Source organism: Herbaspirillum frisingense GSF30 (assembly GCF_000300975.2).
GTDB classification, from domain to species: domain Bacteria; phylum Pseudomonadota; class Gammaproteobacteria; order Burkholderiales; family Burkholderiaceae_D; genus Herbaspirillum; species Herbaspirillum frisingense.
The window spans coordinates 1-19,426 of record NZ_AEEC02000018.1; the positions used below are offsets into that span (position 1 = coordinate 1).

Below are 19,426 nucleotides of genomic sequence, written 5' to 3' on the forward strand. Positions count from 1 at the left end.
TGCGCCGCCGACAGCTCTTCGCGCAGCATGTCGGCCAGGGTGCGGCGCGGCTGCCCGTGTTCATCGGTGTCAGCGTGCAGGCCTTGCAGGTCGTAGCCGGCCACCGGGGGAAAGTCCGCCGGCAACTGGCTGCGGGCGGCGGCCAGCATGGCCAGGTCGGTCGGGGCGTGGGTGAGCAGGACGATCTGCGGACGGGCGGCTGAGGTCGCTGAAGTGGCGGATTCAGACATCGCTGCGCTCCGGTTCGGGATGGACGTCGCCGCTGCCCAGGCGATGGAAGACCAGGTCGCTGACTTCGCGTCCGCCTTCGAGGTGTTCCACCACCACGCGCTCGATGGCGCGGGCGTCTTCACAGCGATACCAGACGCCTTCGGGATAGACCACCACCACCGGCGCCTGGGCCTTGCAGGCCACCATGCAATGGGTGCGGGTGCGCTTGACGCGCAAGTCGGGACGGGCGTCGATCTGCTCGCCCAGGACGCCGAACATGGCTTCGGCCAGGACACCGTTCTCGGTGCAGCGCGGGCCCACGCACATGAGCACGTGGCGGTGATGAGTTCTCATTGCTTCACTTTCAGAGGCGCCGCGACGCTATCGGCGTTGGCCGGACAGCCAACGCCAGACGGTTCAACCGAACCGGCGGTAGAAGAAACCAGTCAGGCCGCCCAGGGCCAGCCAGAACACGGCATTGGCCATGGCAGTGGCGCGGATGAAGGCTTGCGCCAGCTCTTCCGGCGCGGCACTGCCATGCAGCTCGGGTTGCGGCGCGCCGACCAGGTGCGGCACCACCAGCAGCAGTACCGCCAGGACCTTCCACCACCAGCCACGGCCGAACACGAACAGCCCCAGGCTGGCAGCGGTCATGACCGCCGTCATCACCCACCACAACTGACGGGCGTGCAAGGGCGCGGCCAGGGTGCCCGGCACTTCCGGCGGCAGGCCCAGCGAGGGTGCGACGAAGAACACGCCATAGCCGGCCAGGCCCCACAGCAGGCCGCTGCGCCAGCCGACGCGGCGACCGCTGATGGCAAAGGCGGCCACCAGCATCAGGGCGAAGCCGACTGCCATGCTGACATTGGCCAGCATGGTATAGCCGGTGCGTTCGGCGCCGTCAGCCGGCTCCCAGGCGTTGGGGTCGTGCTCGTGTGCATCGCCGTGACTATGGGCCGGGGTACCGGCCGCGTGCTCATGCGCCGGGGCGGCGTCATGATCATGGTCATGGGTAGTGGCGGCGGCCGGAGCAGCCTCTTCGGCCGCTTTTTCATACTGCTCGGCCTGGAGGATGATCTTTTCCACCTGGAATTGCTGCACACCCGACAACAGCACGCCCGACAAGGCGCCTGCCACCACCACGGCCGACGCCATGCGCCGGAAGACGGTCCAGTTCATTGCAAGCTCCTCAATGGCAGGGGAAGCCGGCCGAATGGCGCCCGTCGTGGGCGGCATTGTGCAGCTCGACCTTGGAGGCGAAGCCGGCACCGTAGATCAGGGCCACGCCCAGCACAAAGGCCAGCAGCGACGGAGCGATGCGATCGCGCCAGACATGGCTGCCGGCGTGGGAGGATGAAGTGGTGCTGCTGGCATTGAGACCGGAGGTGGTGGACATGCACGTTCCTTGGCTGGATGGATGGATGGAACGGAGAAAGCCACACGTGAAGCACCCATGCACGATCCGGTCGTCCACGGACGACGCTGGCCAGGGCCTGCTCGGAAACATGATGGAAGCTGTCCGCATGATCGCCCTCCGCGAATCATTGAAGAATTTGCTACTGGCCGGTCTCCGGGCTGGCGGGATGAAGTCTCAAGGTCTGAGGCTTCGCGGACAGGCGCCTTCCCATGCTCAGGCACAGTGGCGTAGTGCGTGTCCTTCCTCGCTTACCGTTGCGGGGGCAGCGCCGGCATTGGCCGCACGTGGTCGCGTGGGCCGCACCGGCTTCCCGTTTGAATCCCTGGCGCGGCTGCGCGCGGGATACCAGAAGCAATGCTAGGGGCGAAGTATAAAGGCGGGGGGCCGGTTGGGCAACACGGCGCTCAGCGGGCCGGCTCGGTCGTGGCTGGCGGCGGGGTGGCCAGTTTGTAGTAGAGATGGAGGTCGCCGCCCATGCCGAACGGGATACGTCCCACGAAGACCGCACGGAGTTGCCTGCCGCCCCGTTCTCCGCGCAGTTCCATCAGGCAGAGGTAGCGCTGGCCCAGGTGGCTCAGCAGGGCGAAGGAGGCCTCCTGCGGCCGCTGCAGGGTGGACGGTACCTCAGCGCCGAGGGCGATAGCGCGGTCGATGTAGCCGCGATGGGAATTGACGAAGAGGTAATCACCGGCGCCGGGGTTGCCGCTGGCATAGCCGATGCGCCAGCGGGAGTTGTCGCCATCGGGCAGGTAGAGGCGGTAGGGCGACAGCGGGCCCTGCTCCAGCATCTGCACCCGGCCGGCGATAGGGTCGACGCCGACCCGGCCGTGGCCGATGCGGTCGACGCTCAGACAGGTATCCAGCACCACATCCGGCAAGGACGGGGCGGCCGGACTGGCCACCATGCAGATGAACAGCAGGGCCAGTGGTACCGAACGCCGCAGCGGCACGCACCAGCGACAGACAGCGTTAAGGCAGCAGGTGCAGCGGGTGCAGCAGGTCAAGAACTGGCTCCAAGATCGTGCAACAGGACGGCACTGGCACACCCAGCCCCGGATTCGCCGCCATCGTTGCAGATGTGAATTTTCTTTCATATCAGAAAATTCTGAATGAACATGAGGAAAGCCTGCCTGACCAGATGGATGCCACGCCTAACGCCCAGAACGCGGCTCCTGGATGATGCCCTCGAACAGTTTCAGGGCCACGAAATGCCATTGCGCCGACTCGACATCGTAGAGCGCGACCTGATTGACCGGCTGCCCTGGTCGCGCCGTGCCCGGGATGCGCCGGATGGCCTGCAGCGCCTGGCGGTGACGCTCGACGTCGCTGGCGGCCAGCATGCGGGCGTGCGATTCGGCATGGGCGAACAGACCAGCCTGCTCCCACAGGCGTTCATGGCATTCCAGCACAGGCAGCTCGATGCGCAGATGGATGGCATCGATCAGGGGCGATATCACTGCACTGTGCGCCGAGGACAGGCGCAACAGCCCGCCATCGCGACGCACCACCAACTGACCGTCGTGGGCGCCCCAAGCCACGTGCAGGCAGTAAGGCAAGCGTTCCGGCTGGTAGATCAGGAGTTCGTCAGGGGTGAAGGCGGAGGCTGCCATGACCTCGTAACGGTCGGGCGCCAGGGCATGCCAGGCGGCGTCGATACAGGCCTCGAAGGGAGAAAGGTAGACCACCATGGCGTTGGTGCCGGGGCCGTTGCCATTGTCGCGGGTGCGCTCGCACATCACCTGGCACAAGCCATCGGCACTGGCCAGGCCGGTGGCGCGGATCAGCACGTAAAGGGGTGTAAGGGTCTGAAGCAGGTGCCGGCGGTGACTGCGACGGCGGCCAGGGTGGCCCGGGTGACCGGGGGCAATGGGTAGCTGATAATCGTCGGACAAGGCCTGCACTCCTCTGTGAAAACGGGGGGTGGTCAGCCGGAAAACCGGGATGGATGCCTGTGGGAAGTGTTACCAGGGATGCTGCAAGCTGCCCTGCCCGATCCGTCCGTACCTGCTGCCAAAACGGCATGTTTTCACAGTTGTAAGGCACTTGACATGGGAATTGTCTGAATGACGCAAGGTTTCGATGCAAGCCGTTCGCGGTCACCGTGATTCAGAATTCACGCTGACCAGCTGCAGGCCCTTGCAGACGATTTTTTACTTCAGTTTTTACATTATCAAGCTGAATAGCCATGCGCAGTTCGGCCTCCGCGAGGTCCGTCTTCCTGCGCACTCTTCTGCCCGGAGGACGAAAAATGCAGGCGCGGCCGGATCCGGCGGCGCCTGCGGTGTACTCATGAGGCCAGCATGACGCTGACCAGCGCTACATCCCAGCCCTACATCCGTATCGGCTTGTCGGACGGACGCGGGTTCAGTGGCGGGTCTTCCACCGGGACCGGATCGTCGTCCGGCAGCTCCGGCGGGGGCAGATGCGGGTCGTGCGCGGGCGGGGTTTCCTGGGGCGTATGCAGGGCGATATTCAATGGGCCTCCTTGGACGATGTCGATGGCACGCTGCTCGGCGCAGCGCGAGCTCCTGGCGAAATCAGCGCTGTGCAGTGGGGTTCTGGTGAGGAATCGGGTCCTGCGGCGGCGTCGGGTCCAGTGGCGGGACTTCCACCGGGGGAGTGTCCTGGGGCTTGTGCATGTGATTCTCCTTGGGAACAACGGGGGATGGGTCGGCACCGGGTGCCGGCTGTTCGGGTAGCACGCCATCGTCGGCGTTGGACCATGGGTCCTCGGTGCCGTCGGGCTCTACCTGGCCAGGATGCGGCGCGGTCGAAGACAGCGCAGGATCTTCAGGCTTGACACCCGCCACGCTACCGGGCGGCCTGAGCAAGGCCGCTTCAGGCGCGGCCAACGGGCGGGAATGAGACTGTTCCATGCGATCCTCCTTGCCGGGCTGGAATGGAATAATGGAATGCCTCATCTTACGAAGCCCACGCCCCGCTCTCAGCCAGACATCGGCCGATTCCCCTGTAGGAAGGACGGAAAACATCCGACAACGGCAAATAAAAAACCGCCATCCCGGATGAGGATGGCGGCGCTGAGACGGCCTGAGGGTGCTGCGCCCGGACGATTCAATCCTCCTTGAGGGCGCGGCTGACGATTTCCTGGGCTTCGGCAAAGATCTTGTCCAGGTGGGTCTGGTCGCGGAAGCTCTCGCCGTAGATCTTGTAGATGTTCTCGGTGCCGGACGGACGGGCAGCAAACCAGCCGTTGTCGGTGACGATCTTCAGGCCACCGAAGGCCTTGCCGTTGGCCGGCGCCGTGGTCATGACTTCGCGGATCGGTTCGCCGGCCAGTTCGGTGGAACTGACATCGGCCGGCGACAGGCGCGACAGCCGCGCCTTCTGCTCGGGCGTGGCAGCGGCTTCCTTGCGGCCGTTCAGCGGCGCGCCCAGCTGGCGGGTCAGGTCGGCGTAGATCTGGCCCGGGTCGTTGCCGGTGCGGGCCGTCATCTCGGCGGCCAGCAAGGCGGCGGTGATACCGTCCTTGTCGGTGCTCCAGGGCTGGCCGTCGAAGCGCACGAAGGAGGCGCCGGCGCTTTCCTCACACCCGAAGGCCAGGCTGCCGTCATACAGCCCATCCACGAACCACTTGAAACCGACCGGCATTTCCAGCAGCTTGCGCCCCAGGTGATCGGCCACGCGATTGATCATCTGGCTGGACACCAGCGTCTTGCCGACGGCAGCATCGGCACGCCATGCCGGGCGATGACGGAACAGGTAGTACACCGCCACCGAGAGATAGTCATTGGCCGGCAGCAGGCCCCTGCTCTTGGCGACGATGCCATGACGGTCATGGTCGGTATCGCAGGCCATGGCCACATCGAAGCGATCCTTCAAGGCAATCAGTTCGCTCATGGCGTAGGGCGAGGACGGGTCCATGCGGATCTGCGCGTCCCAGTCCAGCGGCACGAAGCGGAAGCTGGCATCGACATCGGTATTGACCACTTCCAGGTTGAGCTTGTAGCGATCGGCAATGGCCGACCAGTAGTGCAGACCGGCGCCGCCCAGCGGATCGACGCCGATCTTGACGTTGGCACCGGCGATGGCGGCCAGGTCGATGATATTGGGCAGGTCGCCGACGTAGTTGTCGAGGTAGTCGTAGCGGCGTGTGGTATCAACCTTCAAGGCCTTTTCGAAACTGACGCGCTGCACGCCCTTGAGCTGCTGCTCCAGATAGGCATTGGCGCGCTTCTCGATCCAGCCGGTGACATCAGAGTCGGAGGGGCCGCCATTGGGCATGTTGTACTTGAAGCCGCCGTTATCGGGCGGATTGTGGGACGGCGTGACCACGATGCCGTCAGCCAGCTTGTCGCGGTGCACGCGGTTGTGCGTGAGGATGGCATGCGAGACGGCCGGGGTGGGCGCGTAGGGGCTGCCCTCGGCCAGCATGGTCACCACTTCGTTGGCCGCCAGCACCTCCAGCGCGCTGTGCCAGGCCGGTTCGGACAAGGCATGGGTATCGATGCCGAGGAATAGCGGCCCCTTGAAGCCCTGCTCCTTGCGGTAATCGCAGATGGCCTGGGTGATGGCCAGCACGTGCCACTCATTGAAGCTGTGGGCATTGGCGTTGCCGCGATGACCGGAAGTACCAAAGGCGACCCGGTGCGCCGGCACGGACACATCCGGACGCAGGCTGTAATAGTTCGACAGCAGCACCGGCAGGTTGACCAGGGCGGAAGGAGCGGCACGTTTGCCGGCGAGGGGATTGACGCTACTCATGGTGTCTTTTATGGATGAATGGATAGCAGGAGAAACCCGGAAAACCGGGGAACGCGAAGCAGCGCCAGACAACAGCGCGCGCCCGCGAAACTTATTCTTTTTTCAACATCAGAAATATTGTAACGCTTTGCTGCCGCATTGCAGCATTTCCGTGAAGGTCGACGTGACGATTTGGTAACGATGTGATCAATGGAGCGCTTGCAGCGACTTCCAGCGATTTGCGCCGCTTGCTACGGATCATCTCTGGATGATTCCCGCAAACAACGCAAAATGCGCCCGGGCATAGGCACGGACGCATTCGCTGACGGCGCTGAGGCCGGCAAGCTGAAGGCGGACGTCACATCCGCCCTGCCCGCCCACCCCGTCAGGCTCGCCGGAAGGCGCGTACGATCACCAGCAGCACGATCGCACCCAGGGTCGCGGTGATGATCGAGGCCAGGATACCCCCGCCCACGGCGATGCCCAGCAGACCTGCCAGCCAGCCGCCGATGACGGCACCGACGATACCGATCAGGATGTCGGCCAGCAGACCGAAGCCGCCGCCCTTGACCAGCACACCGGCCAGCCAGCCGGCCACAGCACCAATGATCAGCCATGCGATGAGTCCGTGTTCCATGATGTTCCCTTTCCTAGCGTTCTGTCTTTCTTGGGTTGGTCGCGGAGTGCGCCGGCCCGCAGGCCATTGGCAACGCTCCTTCCTCTTCTCTGCGGGCGCTCGGCACAACAGATGAGGTCATCTTAGGAACATCGCTTGCCGCCAGGTATCGGACAGCGGCCCATTTCCTTGTAGGACAAGCCCGCCCGTGGCCGCTCATCTTCATCGACCCGGAATTCCCGGGGTGAGCGGCCTCCTGTTTTCCTACACGGCAAAAGGCGGCACTCCTATAGAGAGGAAGCGCGAGTTTTTTTAAGCTTGCCTCGCAGTAGAGCAGTGCAGCAAAAGCAGTGCAACAAGTACCAGGCACCGCCAGCACCAGACTTCTACGCCTTACTTACGTTGAACAACGTCGATCAAGAGCCGCCATCATGCCGACCCACGAGCCCAGCGCCCAGCAGCCCACCGCCTTCGCCAATCCCTATGCGCTGAGCGCATTCGGCACGCCGCCGCAGCGTGATGCCGACTTTGCCGACCACTATGCGCGCTATGCCCGCGAATCGGCCCAGTTGATGCAGCAGATCTCGCTGAAGGCGCCGCAACTGGCGGCTGTGCTTGAGCAACTCAACGAGGGTAGTACCCAGCACTTGCAGCATCGCATCGAACTCGACGCCGTGCCGTCGCAAACGGGCCTGAGCCACACCAGCCGCCCCGGCGGCAGCCTGCTCGACACCACTGCCAGCCTGCTCAGTCATGCCTTTCCCGGTGTGGCGCCGTTTTTCCACGGCTGCCGTGCCTTCCTTCATCTGAAGATGATCAAAAACAATCGACAGGCTTGAAGCGCATCCGCGCCCAATAGCCTGCACCGCGTCTGAGGGTGCCACGTCCTCCAACCCATCTACCTGGACCTATCATGAAAAAAATCACCAAAGCCGTCTTCCCCGTCGCCGGTCTGGGCAGCCGCTTCCTGCCTGCCACCAAGGCACAGCCCAAGGAAATGCTGCCCATCGTCGATAAGCCACTGATCCAGTACGCCGTCGAGGAAGCGGTCGAAGCCGGTATCACCGAGATGATCTTCATCACCGGCCGCAACAAGCGCGCCATCGAAGACCACTTCGACAAGGCCTATGAACTGGAGACCGAGCTGGAAGCCGCCGGCAAGGTCAAGCTGCTGGAAACCATCCGCAACGTCATTCCCAAGCACATCAACTGCGTCTATGTGCGCCAGGCCGAACCGCTGGGCCTGGGCCATGCCGTTCTGCTGGCCAAGCCGCTGGTGGGCGACGAGCCCTTCGCCGTGCTGCTGGCCGACGATTTCATGGATGCCGCCCCGGGCCAGAAGAATGTGATGGCACAGATGACCGCCCTCTACGAGCGCGAAGGCAAGAGCCTGCTGGCCGTGCAGGACGTGCCGCGTCCGGAAACCCGCCAGTACGGCATCGTCAGCGGCAGCGCCCATGGCGAACGCACCGAACTGCTGACCGGCATCGTCGAAAAGCCGGCGCCGGAAGATGCGCCCTCCACCCTGGCAGTGGTCGGCCGCTATGTCCTGACCCCGGCCATCTTCGAGCGCCTGGAAAACATCGGCACCGGCGCCGGTGGTGAAATCCAGCTCACCGATGCCATCTCCGCCCTGCTGCAACAGGAACAGATCCTGGCCTATCGCTACGAAGGCCAGCGCTTCGATTGCGGCTCCAAGTTGGGTTACCTGAAGGCCGCCGTGGCCATGGGCTTCAAGCACAAGGAAGTGGGTAGCGGCTTTGCCCAGTACCTGCAGGAATTTGCCGCCCAGCACGATCTGGCGCAGGCGGCCCAGCCCAAGGGACCGGCCACCGTCACCCCATTGAAGCCGACAGCGGCCAGCCCATCAGCCCCCGCCCCGGCCAGTACCGAAAAGCAGCCAGCCGTAGCCCGTAGTGTCATGTAAGTCCCCGGTAGAGACCGTTGTTGATTGCAGTCCAGCCTCTGGCCGGACTGCTTTTTTTTCGTCCCTATGCTTCCCTACGCTTCGTATAAATTGTTTTGACCTTTGTCACAGAGTTTTAACCTGGACTTGTTAGCATCGCCGCCATGCATCTGCAGAAATTCATCTCGCCAGCAACGACATGAATTGCGGCATCCCCGGCCAGGCAGCGTATGCTGTGGCCTCCGCACACCACTTGTAAACGTTTGCAGGCTGATAATGCAGCATGAAATCGTTGCCAGGCGCCTGGAGCGATTGCGGCAAAGGCGCAAAAAATATATATTGTTTATATCAATTTATCACAGGAGCGTTCATGGCCACCCGAGTTCAAGCCGCAGCAGCATCGACCGAAAAGAAGAAACCTGTCGCCAAGGCGGCAGCCCCCAAGCCCCCAGTCAAGAAGCCCGCAGTGCGCCCGGCCGCGCGTCCCGCGCCCAAGGCAGCCGTTGTGGCCAAGCCGGCCCCGGAAGCGGTGAAGACTGAAAAGAAGGCAGAGAAGGTCGTCAAGCCGGTGAAGGTGGAGAAGGCCGAAAAGATCGAGAAGGTGGAGAAGGTCGCCAAGCCCAAGAAGGTCAAGCAGGTGCGTGACAGCTTCACCATGCCCGAGAACGAATACGCGGTCCTGGCCCAGGTCAAGAAGTCCTGCCTGAAGGCTGGCGTGGAGATCAAGAAGAGCGACCTGCTGCGCATCGGCGTGTCCCTGATCAAGAACCTCAAGATCGCCGAACTGAAGGACATCCTCAGCAGCCTGACCCCGCTGAAGGTTGGCCGCCCCAAGAAGTAAATCCTCCCGGGCAAGCCTGCCCTGCCGGCTTGCCCAGCGGTTCCCGCAAAAACAATGCCGCCCGGTTTCGATCGGGCGGCATTGTTTTTTGGTGTCAGGCGAGCCGGCTAATTCCTGTCCCCCATGCTGCGGATCACCCGCCAGCGGCCCTGATGGACCTGATACAGCGTAAACACCGGGTCCCGCAGGTTGCCCTCGGCATCGAAGGCGATCTGGCCGGTGATGCCCCGGTAGCGAATGCGGTGCAGTTCGGCCGTGACCTTGGCCGGCGCGACCGAATCGGCCTCGCGCATGGCGGCGGCGATCACCCGCACGGCATCGTAGGCGAAGGGTGCGTAGAGATAGATGTCATCCTTGTAGCGGGCTTTCCAGGCGCTTTCGAAATGGCTCCACTGCGGCCCTTTGTAGGACGGCAGGCCCGGTTCCACCACGCTGGTCTCCTCCCCGGCCGCGCCGGCCAGGCGCAGGAAGGTCGGCCCCACCAGGCCGCCGATGCCCACCAGGCGCGCGCGTATCTGCAGCCGACGCAGGTCCTGCACCAGTTGCGCGGCCTGCGCATCCAGGCCGGCGAAGAAGACCACGTCGGGGTCGCTGGCGCGGATGCTGCGCAGGATGCTGTTGAAGTCCGAGGTCTTGCTGCTGACCTGATAGCGGCCCGCCACCCGCCCCTGCTGGGCGGTCACGGCGTTGACGAATTCCTGGGCATAGGTGGCGCCAAAGAGCGTGCTGTCATCGATGACGGCGATGCTGCGCGCCTTCAGGTCGTGCATGACGTACTGGGCCGTGTGGCGTGCGCCGTCGCCATCATGCGGCACGATGCGAAAGGCCGAGGCGTAGCCCTGGCGGGTATAGTCGGGCGCGGTCACGGCGGGCGCCAAATGGGGAATCCCGGCAGCGGCATAGATGCGCGAGGCCGGTATGCCCACGCCGCTGTTCCAGTGCCCCACCACCGCCGCTACCCCGGTCTTGACGAAATACTGGGCCACCAGTTCGCCGGTCCGTGGATCGGCGCGGTCGTCCTGTGGCAGCAGCTTGAACAGCACCGGCTCGCCACCGATGACGGGCTTGCCATTGTTGATGTCTTCCACCGCCAGCTGCGCGGCCCGCTCCAGACTCATACCGGTACTGCCGGAGGGGCCCGACATGGGCGCCGCCAGGCCGATCAGCACGGTGCGCGGGGTGGCTGCTGCCGCGCCGGATTGCATCGCCCATCCAGCGCCCAGAAGGACGGCGGAGAGCAGAATTGTTCTACGCATTACCTTGTTCATCCTTGTTGCTTGCGTGTGTTTTGCGTATGTCTTGCGTGTGTTTTGCTTGTGCCTTGCCTGCCGCCATTGCTAGCAGGTTTCGCGCCACCTCAGAAATTGAACTCCCAGTGGCAGGCCTGCCCGACCTCGATGCTGCCGCCAATGCCACCGATGACGATGGCGTTCTGGCCGAAGGTGAGGCCGCCGTCCACGCGGGGATTGGCGCGGTAGGCTGCCAGCGTGTCCAGCGGCTCGTCGGGCCATTGCGCGTCGCGCAGGCCGGTGTGCTGGTCGATGCCGGGGATCGGGCAACGGGCGCAGGGCTTGACCAGCTTCAGTTGCACCGCCTGCTCGCCCTCGCCAAAGCGCAGGGTATCGATGAAATCTTCCTCGTAAGGCTCCAGCCCGCTGATCACCAGGTTCGGCCGGAAACGGTCCATCGGCAGGCTTGGCGCCCCCTTGGCGGCCAGCCTGGCATTGAGGTCGTCCAGCGAGGCCTGACCGATCACCAGCAGCGGATAGCCGTCCGAGAACTGCGTCGTGGCCTGGTGTGCGCCGGTCCAGCGCTGGCTGCAGGCGCGCGTGACAGCCGGGTCGAAGCGCACCAGGCGCACCTCCTCGCCGAGGTAATGGGAGCACCAGTGACGGGCCGGCTCGCCCTGATCCAGGGCATCCAGATGGCTGTTCCAGACCTGCACCGCCAGGGTGGCCCCGTCCTCGCCGGCAGCGGCCAGCCGCAAGGGTGGCATGCCGGGGGCACGCAGCACCAGTGCATCGCCCTCGAAGGCCGGCGTGATGCAGGCCATGCGCGGATGGCTGCGCTGGGTCAGAAAACGGCCCTGGCGGTCCACCAGCATCCAGTGGCGGTCCAGGGCCAGGCCCAGGGCGCCGATATCGGCACGCGTGACCGACAGGCCACCGCAGGATTTGACGGGATAGAAGCTGATGGCGCTGAGGGTGCTAATGGCGCTGATGGCGCTGGATGTCGACATGGTGATACTGGCCCAGGGAGCGGCGTCTGGCAGGCGCCGATAAAGAATGCAGATGAAGTTTCGGCAAGACATTACCACAAGCTCGGCATTGGCTTGTGGCGGGAGCAACACGTCCCCCCCGCTCATGCGACAATGCACGCCTATTCACGAAGCTTTTCCTCACGGGAGTGCCATGCTGGTTGCCAAATTCTTCCATCTGCTGGGACTGACCATCTGGGTCGGCGGCATGTTCTTCGCTCACATGGCGCTGCGCCCCGCGCTGGCGGTGCTGCACCCGGAGCAGCGACTGACGCTGATGTCGGCGGTGCTGGGCGGCTTCTTCATCTGGGTATGGGTGGCCATCGCGCTGGTGCTGGGCAGCGGGCTGCACATGATGGCGGTGATGGGTGGCGCTCACTTGCCGCCGTATGTCCATGCCATGAGCGGCATCGGCGCGGTGATGATGTTGATCTTCGCGCATATCTTCTTCGCCCCCTTCCGCCGCCTGAAACTGTCTGCCGCACAGCAGGACTGGGACCGCGCCTCGCGCGCGCTGCGCCAGATCCGCATGCTGGTGGGCATCAACCTGTGCCTGGGTCTGCTGACCATCGCCATCGGCGCACTGGGGCCGCTGGCTGCCTGACGCGGCGGGGTCCGCGCAAGATCACTATCCAAAAAGGGGGAGACACCCGTGCTGAACGAATCGCAACGCCAGCAAGCCGCTGATCTGCTGTGGGACTGCTGGGCGCACAACCGCCGCATCCCGCACCTGCCGACCGAACTGGAACCGGTTGATCGCCAGGAAGCCTACGATATCCAGCGCCGCCTGGAAGCCCGCAGCTTCGCGCCGCTGGCCGGCTGGAAGATCGCCGCCACCGGTCCGGGTGGCCAGCAACTGCTCCAGGTCGACGCACCGCTGGCGGGCCGTCTGCTGGCAGAGCGCCTGCATCGCAGCGGGGCGCGCATCACCCTGGGCGACAACCTGATGAGCGTGCTGGAAGTGGAAGTAGCCTTCCGTATGCGCGCGAGCCTGCCGCCGCGCGCCACGTCCTATACGCAGGAGGAAGTGCTGGATGCGGTGGGCTCCATTCACCCTGCCATCGAAATCCCCGATACCCGCTACGAACACTTCCGCCAGGTCGGCGCCGCGCAACTGATCGCCGACAACAGTTGCGCCGACCATTTCGTGCTGGGCGCACCGGCCGATGTGGACTGGCGCACCCTGGACCTGGCCGCCCTGGCCACCTCGGCCACCGTCGAAGGTGGTGGGCAACAGAGCAGCGGCAGCGGTGCCCAGGTGCTGGGCGATCCACGCATTGCGCTCACCTGGCTGGCCAATGAGCTGCGCGCGCATGGCCTGACGCTGGGCGCCGGTCACGTGGTGGCCAGCGGTTCCACCATCGTCCCCATGGCGGTGCGGGCCGGCCAGACGGTGCACGCCGAACTGGGCGTGCTGGGGACGGTGCTGGTGCATCTGGACTGAATCCGGGGATGAGCAATGCAAAAGGGATGAGCCCGGGCTCATCCCTTTTTTCATTCCGGCACGGCATCAAGCTGGCTTAGTTGGCTTGATTGGCTTAGTTGGCCTTCTCGACGCCCGGCTTGACTTCCTCGTAGCGGCGCGCCAGCTCCTGGCGCAGCGACTTGCGGATCACGGCGGCATCGAAGCGGCGCTTTTCTTCCTGCGAGAACGGGCGCAGCGGCGGGACCGGGATCGGCTTGCGCTGGTCGTCCACCGCCACCATCGTAAAGAAGCAGCTGTTGACGTGGCGGGTTTCCTGGGTGCGGATATTCTCGGCCACCACCTTGATGCCGATTTCCATGGAGGACTTGCCAGTGTGGTTGACGCTGGCCAGGAAGGTCACCAGTTCGCCCACGTGGATGGGCTGGCGGAACATCACCTGGTCCACCGACAGCGTCACCACATACTGGCCGGCGTAGCGGCTGCCGCAGGCATAGGCAACCTGGTCGAGCAGCTTGAGGATGGTTCCCCCGTGCACGTTGCCGGCGAAATTGGCCATGTCCGGGGTCATCAGGACCGTCATGGTGAGTTGGTGAGATGGCAGATCCATGGTGCGAGGCTCTCTCTGTAGTGGTGGCGATGGGTTGATCATGGGATGGCGCGGTGTCCCGCCACGGGCACTCCCCCGAGTGCACAGGCGACCGGCGCGGCCGGCTTTCGTGGAGGAAAGCCGACTGCGGCCGACATTATCGGCCAGCCAGCCCTGCCATGGCAAAAAAACTCGCGTCCACGGTCAGGGCCGCTCCCGCTCAGGCCCGGACTACAGGCTCGGCTGCGGCGAAATGCTCCTCGCAATTGCGCAGGAACTGGCGTACCGAGGCGCTGATGGCCTCCGGCGACCAGCCAGCCACGTGCGGCGTCAATACCACGTTGGGCAGGCCGATCAGGGCTGCCGGCGGTTTCGGTTCGCCTTCGTAGACGTCCAGGCCGGCACCGGCCACGCGGCCGGCGGCCAGCGCCGCGGCCAGGGCTTCGGTATCGACCACGCTGCCGCGACCGATATTGACCAGGTAACCGTGGGAGCCAAGTTCTTCCAGCACCCGCGCATTGATCAGGTGCCGGGTCTGGGCGCCGCCGGGGGCGGCCACGATCAGGCAGTCGGCCCAGCCTGCCAGTTGGGCGACATCGGGGAAGTAGTGGTAGTCGACATCATCGCGCTTCTTGCGGTTGCAATAGGCAATGTCGGCGTCGAAGGCGGCGGCGCGGCGGGCGATCTTCTTGCCGATATTGCCCATGCCGACGATGCCCACACGCTTGCCGGCCAGTTGCGGCTGCAGCGGGATGGTTTCGCGCCAGCCACCGTCGCGGGTGTAGCGGTCCAGTACCGGGATGTTGCGCACGACGGCCAGCAGCAGCCCCATGGCGTGATCGGCCACGCAATCCTCGTTGGTACCGGCACCGGAGGCAATCTCGATGCCATGGGCCTGGGCGTGGGCGGCGTCGATGTTCTCCACCCCGGCGCCCAGTGCGCAGACCAGTTGCAGGTGCGGCAAGGCGCGCATTTCATCGGCGGTCAGGCCGGTGGTGCCATTGGTGAGCACCACGGCGACCTTGCGGGCCGGGCCTGCAATCATCTCGTCACGGCGCTGGCGGTCCGGCGCGTAGAGGATGTCATAGTGGGCCGCGATGGTGGCGGTGCTTTCTTCGGAAAGATGGATCAGGACGAGTAAGGGCGGTTTCATGAAAGGCCTGGCGATGCGGATGAAGGAAAATGCAGTGCCCGCCATTCTATTGCGAATTGCGCAATCAGTCCGGCAGCGGTCAAACCGCCTTCATGCGAATTCCATGCCACCAGCGCAAACAGGCCCGGCGCGCCATGCGGCGCCCGGGCCTGTCGGGGACGCGGCGGCGCAGGGCCGGCGCGAGGTCTTGCTTAGTGCGACGTACTCAATGCCGCGCCTGTTCTTTTTCCAGCATCTCGTGCGCTACCTGGCGCGCGCCCTGCTCGGCCGCCTTCTCGTCGGCGAACGTCTGGTCAGGCAGCACGCGCTGGACCGGGAATACCGGATTGCGGTGCATGGGGTTGATGGAATGGCCGAAGATGGCGACCTGCGCCACCCATTCGTCGCCGCCGATCACGCGTACCCCTGCGTACTCGACTTCGTAGTCGCCCACTTGTTCGGTTGGCATGATGTGTCTCCTCTTGTCCGCTTGCGTCCGCTTCTGTCCGGCCCTCAGGCCGCACCGTCGCCGGCACGCTGGTCCAGATGGGTGATGGCATAGCCCTTTTCGCCGATCTGCATGAAGGCGTCCTCGGCCTCCAGAGTGAAATGCCGCTTGCCGTCGCGTTCAAAGTCCACGTTCTGCTCGTGGATCTGCCAATCGGTATTGGTGACTTCTTCCGGTAGGGCTTTTTCGTGCGGCAGGACGAGGTAGGAAAACAGACCTTCGCCGTCCGGGCGCTTGTAGACATCGACTTTCATCGGGGGGCCTCCTGGTCGGGTTGAACGAGGGCGCTGCACGGTGGGTTACCGGGTGCGCCTGCTTGGTGCGACTGGACGGCAGCACATTGGTTCGATGAATGGGCATGCCATAGCCACAAAGCGTGTTGCGCTGTCAGCCTGATCCCACAGGCCGGACCGCCCTGCAGAGGTGCTGCATCGTGATTCATTCAAGATAGCACCGCCCCTGTGACGATGCCAGGAAGAAATCGCGCCCCTGCCCGCTCAGTCGAGCTGGCGCCGCAACCACGCCAGCGCACCCGCAAGGCTGCGGAAATCAGCCAGGGAGCGGCACTGCAGTTGCGGATGACGCTCGCGCAGCATGCGTGAAAGCGCTGCACCCGGCCCCAGTTCCAGGGCCACGGTGACGCCACGTTCGACGCAGGCGTCCATGCATGCCGCCCACTGGATGGGCTCGGTCAGCTGACGCAGCAGCAGGTCCTGTGCCTGTCGGGCATCGGCGACAGCCTGCCCCGTGACGCCGGCCAGCAAGGTGGATTCAGGGTCGTGCCTGACCATGGCGGCCAGACTTGCTGCCAGCGGCGCCACCGCTGCCTGCATCAACGGCGTATGCGAGGCCAGCCCGACCGGCAGGGCCGAGCTGCGTGCTCCCATTGCGGCGAGCTCGACAGCAGCTGTCTGCAGCGCCGTGTCGCTCCCCCCGGCAATGAGCGTATCGTCGCCGGTAATGATGGCCACGTGCGCGCCATGCCGTTCCAGCGTGCTCTGCGCCGAAGCCAGCGCAATACCGCCCACTGCCATCAGGCCCTGTGCCGGTTGTGCGCTGGCAGCCTGCGTCATGCACGCGGCCCGCTGTGCCGCCAGCACGACCGTGGCCGAGGCCGGGATCACGCCGGCAATCGCCTGGGCCGATAGCTCGCCCACGCTGTAGCCGGCCACCACCGCCGGAGGCCCGGCCAATGCCGCCAGCGGTTCGCGCAAGGCTTGCCAGGCCGCCAGCTGGGCGGCGACGATCAGGGGCTGGGCATTGCGGTTGGCGTAGAGCTGGGCCGGGTCCGCCAGTACCTGTTGCAGCGGCGCCTGCAACAGGCCGGCGAGATCACATTGGGCCAGGAATAGCGCGGCCTGCGCATCCTCATTCAGCAGATCGAACATGGCGGGATGCTGCGCGCCCTGCCCCGGACAGAGAATCGCCAGCCGCATGCTCATCCGCGCTCACCGTCCAGCAGACCGACCTGATGCAGCAGACAGGCCGCCGCCAGCAGATCGGCCGCACCGCCCGGTGACAGGCGCTGCGCCACGAAGGCGTGGTGGCAATCCAGCGCTTGCTGCTGCCATCCCGCCCGGGCCGACCCGCCGGCGGCCAGGAAAGCGGCGCTGCGCGCACGCACCAGCGCCGCGCCGGCCGCACCGCCACGGTGATAGACGTTGGTATCGCTGAGCTGGGCCATCAGGGCGAACAGGGCATCGATGCTGGCGCAGGTCCAGTCGCGCCCCTGGGCCAGGGTGGCCTGCAACTGCGGCAAGGCCACCTCGAAGACCGCTGGAAAGCCCAGCGCACCCTCTTCCCGCGCACCGCCCACCGCATACTGTGCGGCGACCTGCTGGCCATGGCTGGACGGCGCGTGAGGCTGCTCGCCCGCGCCGGCGATACTATGGCGCGCCAGCGCGTCGCCCCACTGGATCAGCAGGGTGGCTCGAATGACTTGCGGCTGCAGCGGCATCCTCCTTGCCCGACAGCAGGCCGCGGCCGCGCACAGCATGCCCAGCGCGAAAATGGCACCGCGATGCGTGTTGATGCCGCCCGTGGCGCGCAGCATGCGTTGCTCGGCGCTGATGGCCAGCGTCTGCAGGCGCTGGAAAGGCGCGGCCTCCAGACCGGCAACGGCGATCTGGTAAAAGTAATGACGCAACGAGAACAGGCTGCGCAGGAAGGTCAGCGCATTCATGTCGGTGTGGCTGCCATTGTCCACCCGCGAGACCAGGCCGGGCTTGGGATAGAGCACCAGCTCGTGATGCAGGCTGCGCACTGCCAGCCGTGCCAGCACGCGGCAGAAGGCCAGGTTGTCGCGCTCGGTCCGGCGCTTTTGCAGATGATGGACGGCCGCATCCAGGGTGGCCGGATGTGCCATCAGGCGGCGCATGGCTGCACCTCCTGCGGCAGAGCGGCCATCAGGCTGCCGACCCGCTCCAGCGCGACGCGGTTGGCACGCTTGACCAGCACCTGGCCCAGGTCTCCCGCGCCCAGTACCGCCACCTGCCGCCACTCCTTCCACGACACCGCAGCGCCATCGGGGAAGACGATCTCGCCATCCAGCGGCAGGAACATCGCCTGCCAGGCCAGCAGGCGCACACCGCCCTCCAGCTGGCTGCGGCTGCGCGGGCAGAACAGCAGGTCGATATCGGAACTGGCGCGCAGGTAGGGCTCGGCCGTCACCGCCTGCCAGGCTAGCGAACCGAACACGGAAAGGGCGATGCCGGCGCGCTCCATGTGTTGCTGCAATTCGGCCAGCCCCGCCGGCCAGGACGAGGGCAGACCGCCCAGGCGGGCCGCCACGATGTCGCGCAGCAGGAACGGGGCGCGACTGGCCGCCACTTCCTGCGGCGTCACGCGCAGCGCAATGCGGGGCTTGTTGCCCTGCGCATCCGGCGGCAGCGCGATACCAACGCAGAGCTCATCGGCACGCGCATCGACATCGGTGCGGCGCACCACCACCGGCCAGCGCATGCGCTGCCAGTGCGCCAGGCTGGCGCGCTGGCGCTCGTCCACGCTGTCTTGCTGCAGGCGCTGCCAGGCGGCGTCGTGCAGCCAGAGCAGGTGGTGCCGCCCGGGATGTTGCGACGGTCTCATCCGTTCAACGGCACATCATTGGCCACGGCCTGGATGACGCGCTGCGCCCACTTGCGTCCGCCCCGCTCCAACCCCACGGCGGCACGGTTGTCGACGCTGTCATCATTCGCCAGCGCAGCGCTCAGGGCCTGTGCCAGGTCGTCGTGCCAGATGTCGGCCACGCCGCCCATGCGCAGATAGTTTTCCGGTCCGGGGGCAAACACCGGGTTGCTCCTGGCCAGTTCGGTCAGGCGCTCTTCCGGGACCTTGGTGATGCGCGCCATGGCCGGCAGGCCCATGACGCGGATGGTGGCATCGGGCAGCGCATAGCAGGCGTCGGCAATCAGGCCGCTGGTGATGAAGCCGCCCGACAGGGCCTGGTCATAGACCAGGCCGATCACGCGGTGGCCCTGGCGGCGCGCCAGTTCCACGCACTTGCCCAGATGCGCCATGTAGCTGTTGATGCCCAGCATTTCGTCGCGGTGACGCAGGCGCTGGCCCTGGGTATCGACCAGGATCACGATGGGCCGACCGGGATGCTCGCGCACCGTCTGCAGGATGACGCTGGCCTGGGCCAGTGCGATCTCGATGCCGATGGGCGTGTGAGCGGTGGTGCCGACCACGGTGACGGTGCGACCGTCGACCTGGGCGGTGCCGGAGAGGAAGTGGTCCTTCTCGCTGATCTGCTGGCCCTGCGGGAACAGGGTCTGTGCCAGCGCGCGCCAGTCGACCTGGCTCGGGGTGGGTGTTTGACTCATGGCTC

At 65.4% G+C, this 19,426-nt stretch carries 25 protein-coding genes and 1 riboswitch; of the genes, 5 read left to right on the forward strand and 20 right to left on the reverse strand.

What is annotated here, in order from left to right; all coding sequences use genetic code 11:
* The 10 genes from HFRIS_RS13510 to HFRIS_RS13550 all read right to left on the reverse strand — a co-directional run.
* Positions 1 to 230 (reverse strand): hypothetical protein (locus HFRIS_RS13510; protein ID WP_006463933.1); only part of this gene is annotated, 230 nt, incomplete at its 3' end.
* Complete coding sequence (locus HFRIS_RS13515) at positions 223 to 564, reverse strand: (2Fe-2S) ferredoxin domain-containing protein (protein ID WP_039875706.1); 342 nt, start codon at positions 562 to 564, stop codon at positions 223 to 225. The genes HFRIS_RS13515 and HFRIS_RS13510, both read right to left, overlap by 8 nt.
* A gap of 63 nt (positions 565 to 627) precedes the next feature.
* Positions 628 to 1,389 (reverse strand): CbtA family protein, encoded by a 762-nt coding sequence (locus tag HFRIS_RS13520; RefSeq protein ID WP_006463937.1) that lies wholly within the window; start codon positions 1,387 to 1,389, stop codon positions 628 to 630.
* Between the two features lie 10 nt (positions 1,390 to 1,399).
* A complete protein-coding gene (locus HFRIS_RS13525; protein WP_006463938.1) occupies positions 1,400 to 1,606 on the reverse strand; it encodes a CbtB domain-containing protein in 207 nt (68 codons plus the stop codon).
* A gap of 148 nt (positions 1,607 to 1,754) precedes the next feature.
* Positions 1,755 to 1,992: riboswitch (cobalamin riboswitch) on the reverse strand.
* A gap of 39 nt (positions 1,993 to 2,031) precedes the next feature.
* Positions 2,032 to 2,631 carry a hypothetical protein gene (locus HFRIS_RS13535; protein WP_244436292.1) on the reverse strand — a complete coding sequence of 200 codons (600 nt, stop codon included), beginning with the start codon at positions 2,629 to 2,631 and terminating at the stop codon, positions 2,032 to 2,034.
* A gap of 147 nt (positions 2,632 to 2,778) precedes the next feature.
* Positions 2,779 to 3,519, reverse strand: coding sequence for a hypothetical protein (locus HFRIS_RS13540; RefSeq protein WP_244436293.1), 741 nt, complete (start codon positions 3,517 to 3,519; stop codon positions 2,779 to 2,781).
* Positions 3,520 to 3,956: 437 nt separating this feature from the next.
* Positions 3,957 to 4,103, reverse strand: a complete 147-nt coding sequence (locus HFRIS_RS25565) for a hypothetical protein (RefSeq protein ID WP_006463942.1) — start codon at positions 4,101 to 4,103, stop codon at positions 3,957 to 3,959.
* Positions 4,104 to 4,164: 61 nt separating this feature from the next.
* Positions 4,165 to 4,503 (reverse strand): hypothetical protein, encoded by a 339-nt coding sequence (locus HFRIS_RS24820; RefSeq protein WP_006463943.1) that lies wholly within the window; start codon positions 4,501 to 4,503, stop codon positions 4,165 to 4,167.
* A gap of 196 nt (positions 4,504 to 4,699) precedes the next feature.
* Positions 4,700 to 6,349, reverse strand: coding sequence for a phosphoglucomutase (alpha-D-glucose-1,6-bisphosphate-dependent) (gene pgm / locus HFRIS_RS13545; protein ID WP_006463944.1), 1,650 nt, complete (start codon positions 6,347 to 6,349; stop codon positions 4,700 to 4,702).
* A 364-nt stretch (positions 6,350 to 6,713) separates the two neighbouring features.
* A complete protein-coding gene (locus HFRIS_RS13550) occupies positions 6,714 to 6,965 on the reverse strand; it encodes a GlsB/YeaQ/YmgE family stress response membrane protein (RefSeq protein ID WP_006463945.1) in 252 nt (83 codons plus the stop codon).
* Between the two features lie 410 nt (positions 6,966 to 7,375).
* On the opposite strand from HFRIS_RS13550, the gene HFRIS_RS25690 reads away from it, so the two are divergent.
* The 3 genes from HFRIS_RS25690 to HFRIS_RS13565 all read left to right on the forward strand — a co-directional run bounded on the left by HFRIS_RS25690 (position 7,376) and on the right by HFRIS_RS13565 (position 9,691).
* On the forward strand, positions 7,376 to 7,783 hold the full coding sequence (locus tag HFRIS_RS25690; protein WP_006463946.1) for a hypothetical protein: 408 nt from the start codon (positions 7,376 to 7,378) through the stop codon (positions 7,781 to 7,783).
* A 74-nt stretch (positions 7,784 to 7,857) separates the two neighbouring features.
* On the forward strand, positions 7,858 to 8,871 hold the full coding sequence (gene galU / locus HFRIS_RS13560) for a UTP--glucose-1-phosphate uridylyltransferase GalU (RefSeq protein WP_006463947.1): 1,014 nt from the start codon (positions 7,858 to 7,860) through the stop codon (positions 8,869 to 8,871).
* Positions 8,872 to 9,220: 349 nt separating this feature from the next.
* Entirely contained in the window at positions 9,221 to 9,691 is a 471-nt protein-coding gene (locus HFRIS_RS13565; RefSeq protein ID WP_039875710.1) for a hypothetical protein, read from the forward strand.
* 107 nt (positions 9,692 to 9,798) lie between these two features.
* On the opposite strand, the gene HFRIS_RS13570 is transcribed toward HFRIS_RS13565, so the two are convergent.
* Together HFRIS_RS13570 and HFRIS_RS13575 are read right to left on the reverse strand one after the other, a co-directional pair.
* A complete protein-coding gene (locus tag HFRIS_RS13570; protein WP_039875713.1) occupies positions 9,799 to 10,947 on the reverse strand; it encodes a branched-chain amino acid ABC transporter substrate-binding protein in 1,149 nt (382 codons plus the stop codon).
* Between the two features lie 101 nt (positions 10,948 to 11,048).
* On the reverse strand, positions 11,049 to 11,930 hold the full coding sequence (locus tag HFRIS_RS13575; RefSeq protein WP_006463950.1) for an MOSC domain-containing protein: 882 nt from the start codon (positions 11,928 to 11,930) through the stop codon (positions 11,049 to 11,051).
* A 172-nt stretch (positions 11,931 to 12,102) separates the two neighbouring features.
* Between HFRIS_RS13575 and HFRIS_RS13580 the strand changes: the two genes are divergently transcribed.
* Both HFRIS_RS13580 and HFRIS_RS13585 read left to right on the forward strand, forming a co-directional pair.
* Positions 12,103 to 12,552, forward strand: coding sequence for a CopD family protein (locus HFRIS_RS13580; RefSeq protein ID WP_006463951.1), 450 nt, complete (start codon positions 12,103 to 12,105; stop codon positions 12,550 to 12,552).
* 48 nt (positions 12,553 to 12,600) lie between these two features.
* Positions 12,601 to 13,392, forward strand: a complete 792-nt coding sequence (locus tag HFRIS_RS13585; protein WP_006463952.1) for a 2-keto-4-pentenoate hydratase — start codon at positions 12,601 to 12,603, stop codon at positions 13,390 to 13,392.
* A gap of 94 nt (positions 13,393 to 13,486) precedes the next feature.
* On the opposite strand, the gene HFRIS_RS13590 is transcribed toward HFRIS_RS13585, so the two are convergent.
* The 8 genes from HFRIS_RS13590 to mdcE form a co-directional block, all read right to left on the reverse strand.
* The gene (locus tag HFRIS_RS13590) at positions 13,487 to 13,981 is read right to left on the reverse strand and encodes an acyl-CoA thioesterase (RefSeq protein WP_006463953.1); all 495 of its coding nucleotides are present in this window, start codon (positions 13,979 to 13,981) and stop codon (positions 13,487 to 13,489) included.
* A 199-nt stretch (positions 13,982 to 14,180) separates the two neighbouring features.
* The gene (locus tag HFRIS_RS13595; RefSeq protein WP_039875765.1) at positions 14,181 to 15,113 is read right to left on the reverse strand and encodes a 2-hydroxyacid dehydrogenase; all 933 of its coding nucleotides are present in this window, start codon (positions 15,111 to 15,113) and stop codon (positions 14,181 to 14,183) included.
* A 205-nt stretch (positions 15,114 to 15,318) separates the two neighbouring features.
* Positions 15,319 to 15,561: a hypothetical protein gene (locus HFRIS_RS13600; protein ID WP_006463955.1), complete on the reverse strand. Its 243-nt coding sequence runs from the start codon at positions 15,559 to 15,561 to the stop codon at positions 15,319 to 15,321.
* Between the two features lie 44 nt (positions 15,562 to 15,605).
* Positions 15,606 to 15,854, reverse strand: coding sequence for a DUF6139 family protein (locus HFRIS_RS13605; protein ID WP_006463956.1), 249 nt, complete (start codon positions 15,852 to 15,854; stop codon positions 15,606 to 15,608).
* Positions 15,855 to 16,097: 243 nt separating this feature from the next.
* Positions 16,098 to 17,042 (reverse strand): ACP S-malonyltransferase, encoded by a 945-nt coding sequence (locus HFRIS_RS13610; RefSeq protein ID WP_006463957.1) that lies wholly within the window; start codon positions 17,040 to 17,042, stop codon positions 16,098 to 16,100.
* Positions 17,039 to 17,977 carry a triphosphoribosyl-dephospho-CoA synthase MdcB gene (gene mdcB, locus HFRIS_RS13615; RefSeq protein WP_006463958.1) on the reverse strand — a complete coding sequence of 313 codons (939 nt, stop codon included), beginning with the start codon at positions 17,975 to 17,977 and terminating at the stop codon, positions 17,039 to 17,041. The genes HFRIS_RS13610 and mdcB overlap by 4 nt, the downstream gene beginning before the upstream one ends.
* Entirely contained in the window at positions 17,965 to 18,684 is a 720-nt protein-coding gene (mdcG, locus tag HFRIS_RS13620; RefSeq protein ID WP_006463959.1) for a malonate decarboxylase holo-[acyl-carrier-protein] synthase, read from the reverse strand. The genes mdcB and mdcG overlap by 13 nt, the downstream gene beginning before the upstream one ends.
* The gene (gene mdcE / locus HFRIS_RS13625) at positions 18,681 to 19,421 is read right to left on the reverse strand and encodes a biotin-independent malonate decarboxylase subunit gamma (RefSeq protein WP_006463960.1); all 741 of its coding nucleotides are present in this window, start codon (positions 19,419 to 19,421) and stop codon (positions 18,681 to 18,683) included. Before mdcE ends, mdcG begins: the two co-directional genes overlap by 4 nt.
* Positions 19,422 to 19,426: the final 5 nt, after the last annotated feature.

Coding starts and splice junctions, on each gene's coding strand:
- HFRIS_RS13515 (WP_039875706.1), bottom strand. CDS start 564: ATGAGAACTCATCACCGCCACGTGCTCATGTGCGTGGGCCCGCGCTGC.
- pgm (WP_006463944.1), bottom strand. CDS start 6,349: ATGAGTAGCGTCAATCCCCTCGCCGGCAAACGTGCCGCTCCTTCCGCC.
- mdcB (WP_006463958.1), bottom strand. CDS start 17,977: ATGCGCCGCCTGATGGCACATCCGGCCACCCTGGATGCGGCCGTCCAT.
- HFRIS_RS13525 (WP_006463938.1), bottom strand. CDS start 1,606: ATGTCCACCACCTCCGGTCTCAATGCCAGCAGCACCACTTCATCCTCC.
- HFRIS_RS13575 (WP_006463950.1), bottom strand. CDS start 11,930: ATGTCGACATCCAGCGCCATCAGCGCCATTAGCACCCTCAGCGCCATC.
- HFRIS_RS13590 (WP_006463953.1), bottom strand. CDS start 13,981: ATGGATCTGCCATCTCACCAACTCACCATGACGGTCCTGATGACCCCG.
- HFRIS_RS13605 (WP_006463956.1), bottom strand. CDS start 15,854: ATGAAAGTCGATGTCTACAAGCGCCCGGACGGCGAAGGTCTGTTTTCC.
- HFRIS_RS13570 (WP_039875713.1), bottom strand. CDS start 10,947: ATGCGTAGAACAATTCTGCTCTCCGCCGTCCTTCTGGGCGCTGGATGG.
- HFRIS_RS13600 (WP_006463955.1), bottom strand. CDS start 15,561: ATGCCAACCGAACAAGTGGGCGACTACGAAGTCGAGTACGCAGGGGTA.
- mdcE (WP_006463960.1), bottom strand. CDS start 19,421: ATGAGTCAAACACCCACCCCGAGCCAGGTCGACTGGCGCGCGCTGGCA.
- HFRIS_RS13550 (WP_006463945.1), bottom strand. CDS start 6,965: ATGGAACACGGACTCATCGCATGGCTGATCATTGGTGCTGTGGCCGGC.
- HFRIS_RS13580 (WP_006463951.1), top strand. CDS start 12,103: ATGCTGGTTGCCAAATTCTTCCATCTGCTGGGACTGACCATCTGGGTC.
- HFRIS_RS13610 (WP_006463957.1), bottom strand. CDS start 17,042: ATGAGCATGCGGCTGGCGATTCTCTGTCCGGGGCAGGGCGCGCAGCAT.
- HFRIS_RS24820 (WP_006463943.1), bottom strand. CDS start 4,503: ATGGAACAGTCTCATTCCCGCCCGTTGGCCGCGCCTGAAGCGGCCTTG.
- HFRIS_RS25690 (WP_006463946.1), top strand. CDS start 7,376: ATGCCGACCCACGAGCCCAGCGCCCAGCAGCCCACCGCCTTCGCCAAT.
- mdcG (WP_006463959.1), bottom strand. CDS start 18,684: ATGAGACCGTCGCAACATCCCGGGCGGCACCACCTGCTCTGGCTGCAC.
- galU (WP_006463947.1), top strand. CDS start 7,858: ATGAAAAAAATCACCAAAGCCGTCTTCCCCGTCGCCGGTCTGGGCAGC.
- HFRIS_RS13595 (WP_039875765.1), bottom strand. CDS start 15,113: ATGAAACCGCCCTTACTCGTCCTGATCCATCTTTCCGAAGAAAGCACC.
- HFRIS_RS13520 (WP_006463937.1), bottom strand. CDS start 1,389: ATGAACTGGACCGTCTTCCGGCGCATGGCGTCGGCCGTGGTGGTGGCA.
- HFRIS_RS13565 (WP_039875710.1), top strand. CDS start 9,221: ATGGCCACCCGAGTTCAAGCCGCAGCAGCATCGACCGAAAAGAAGAAA.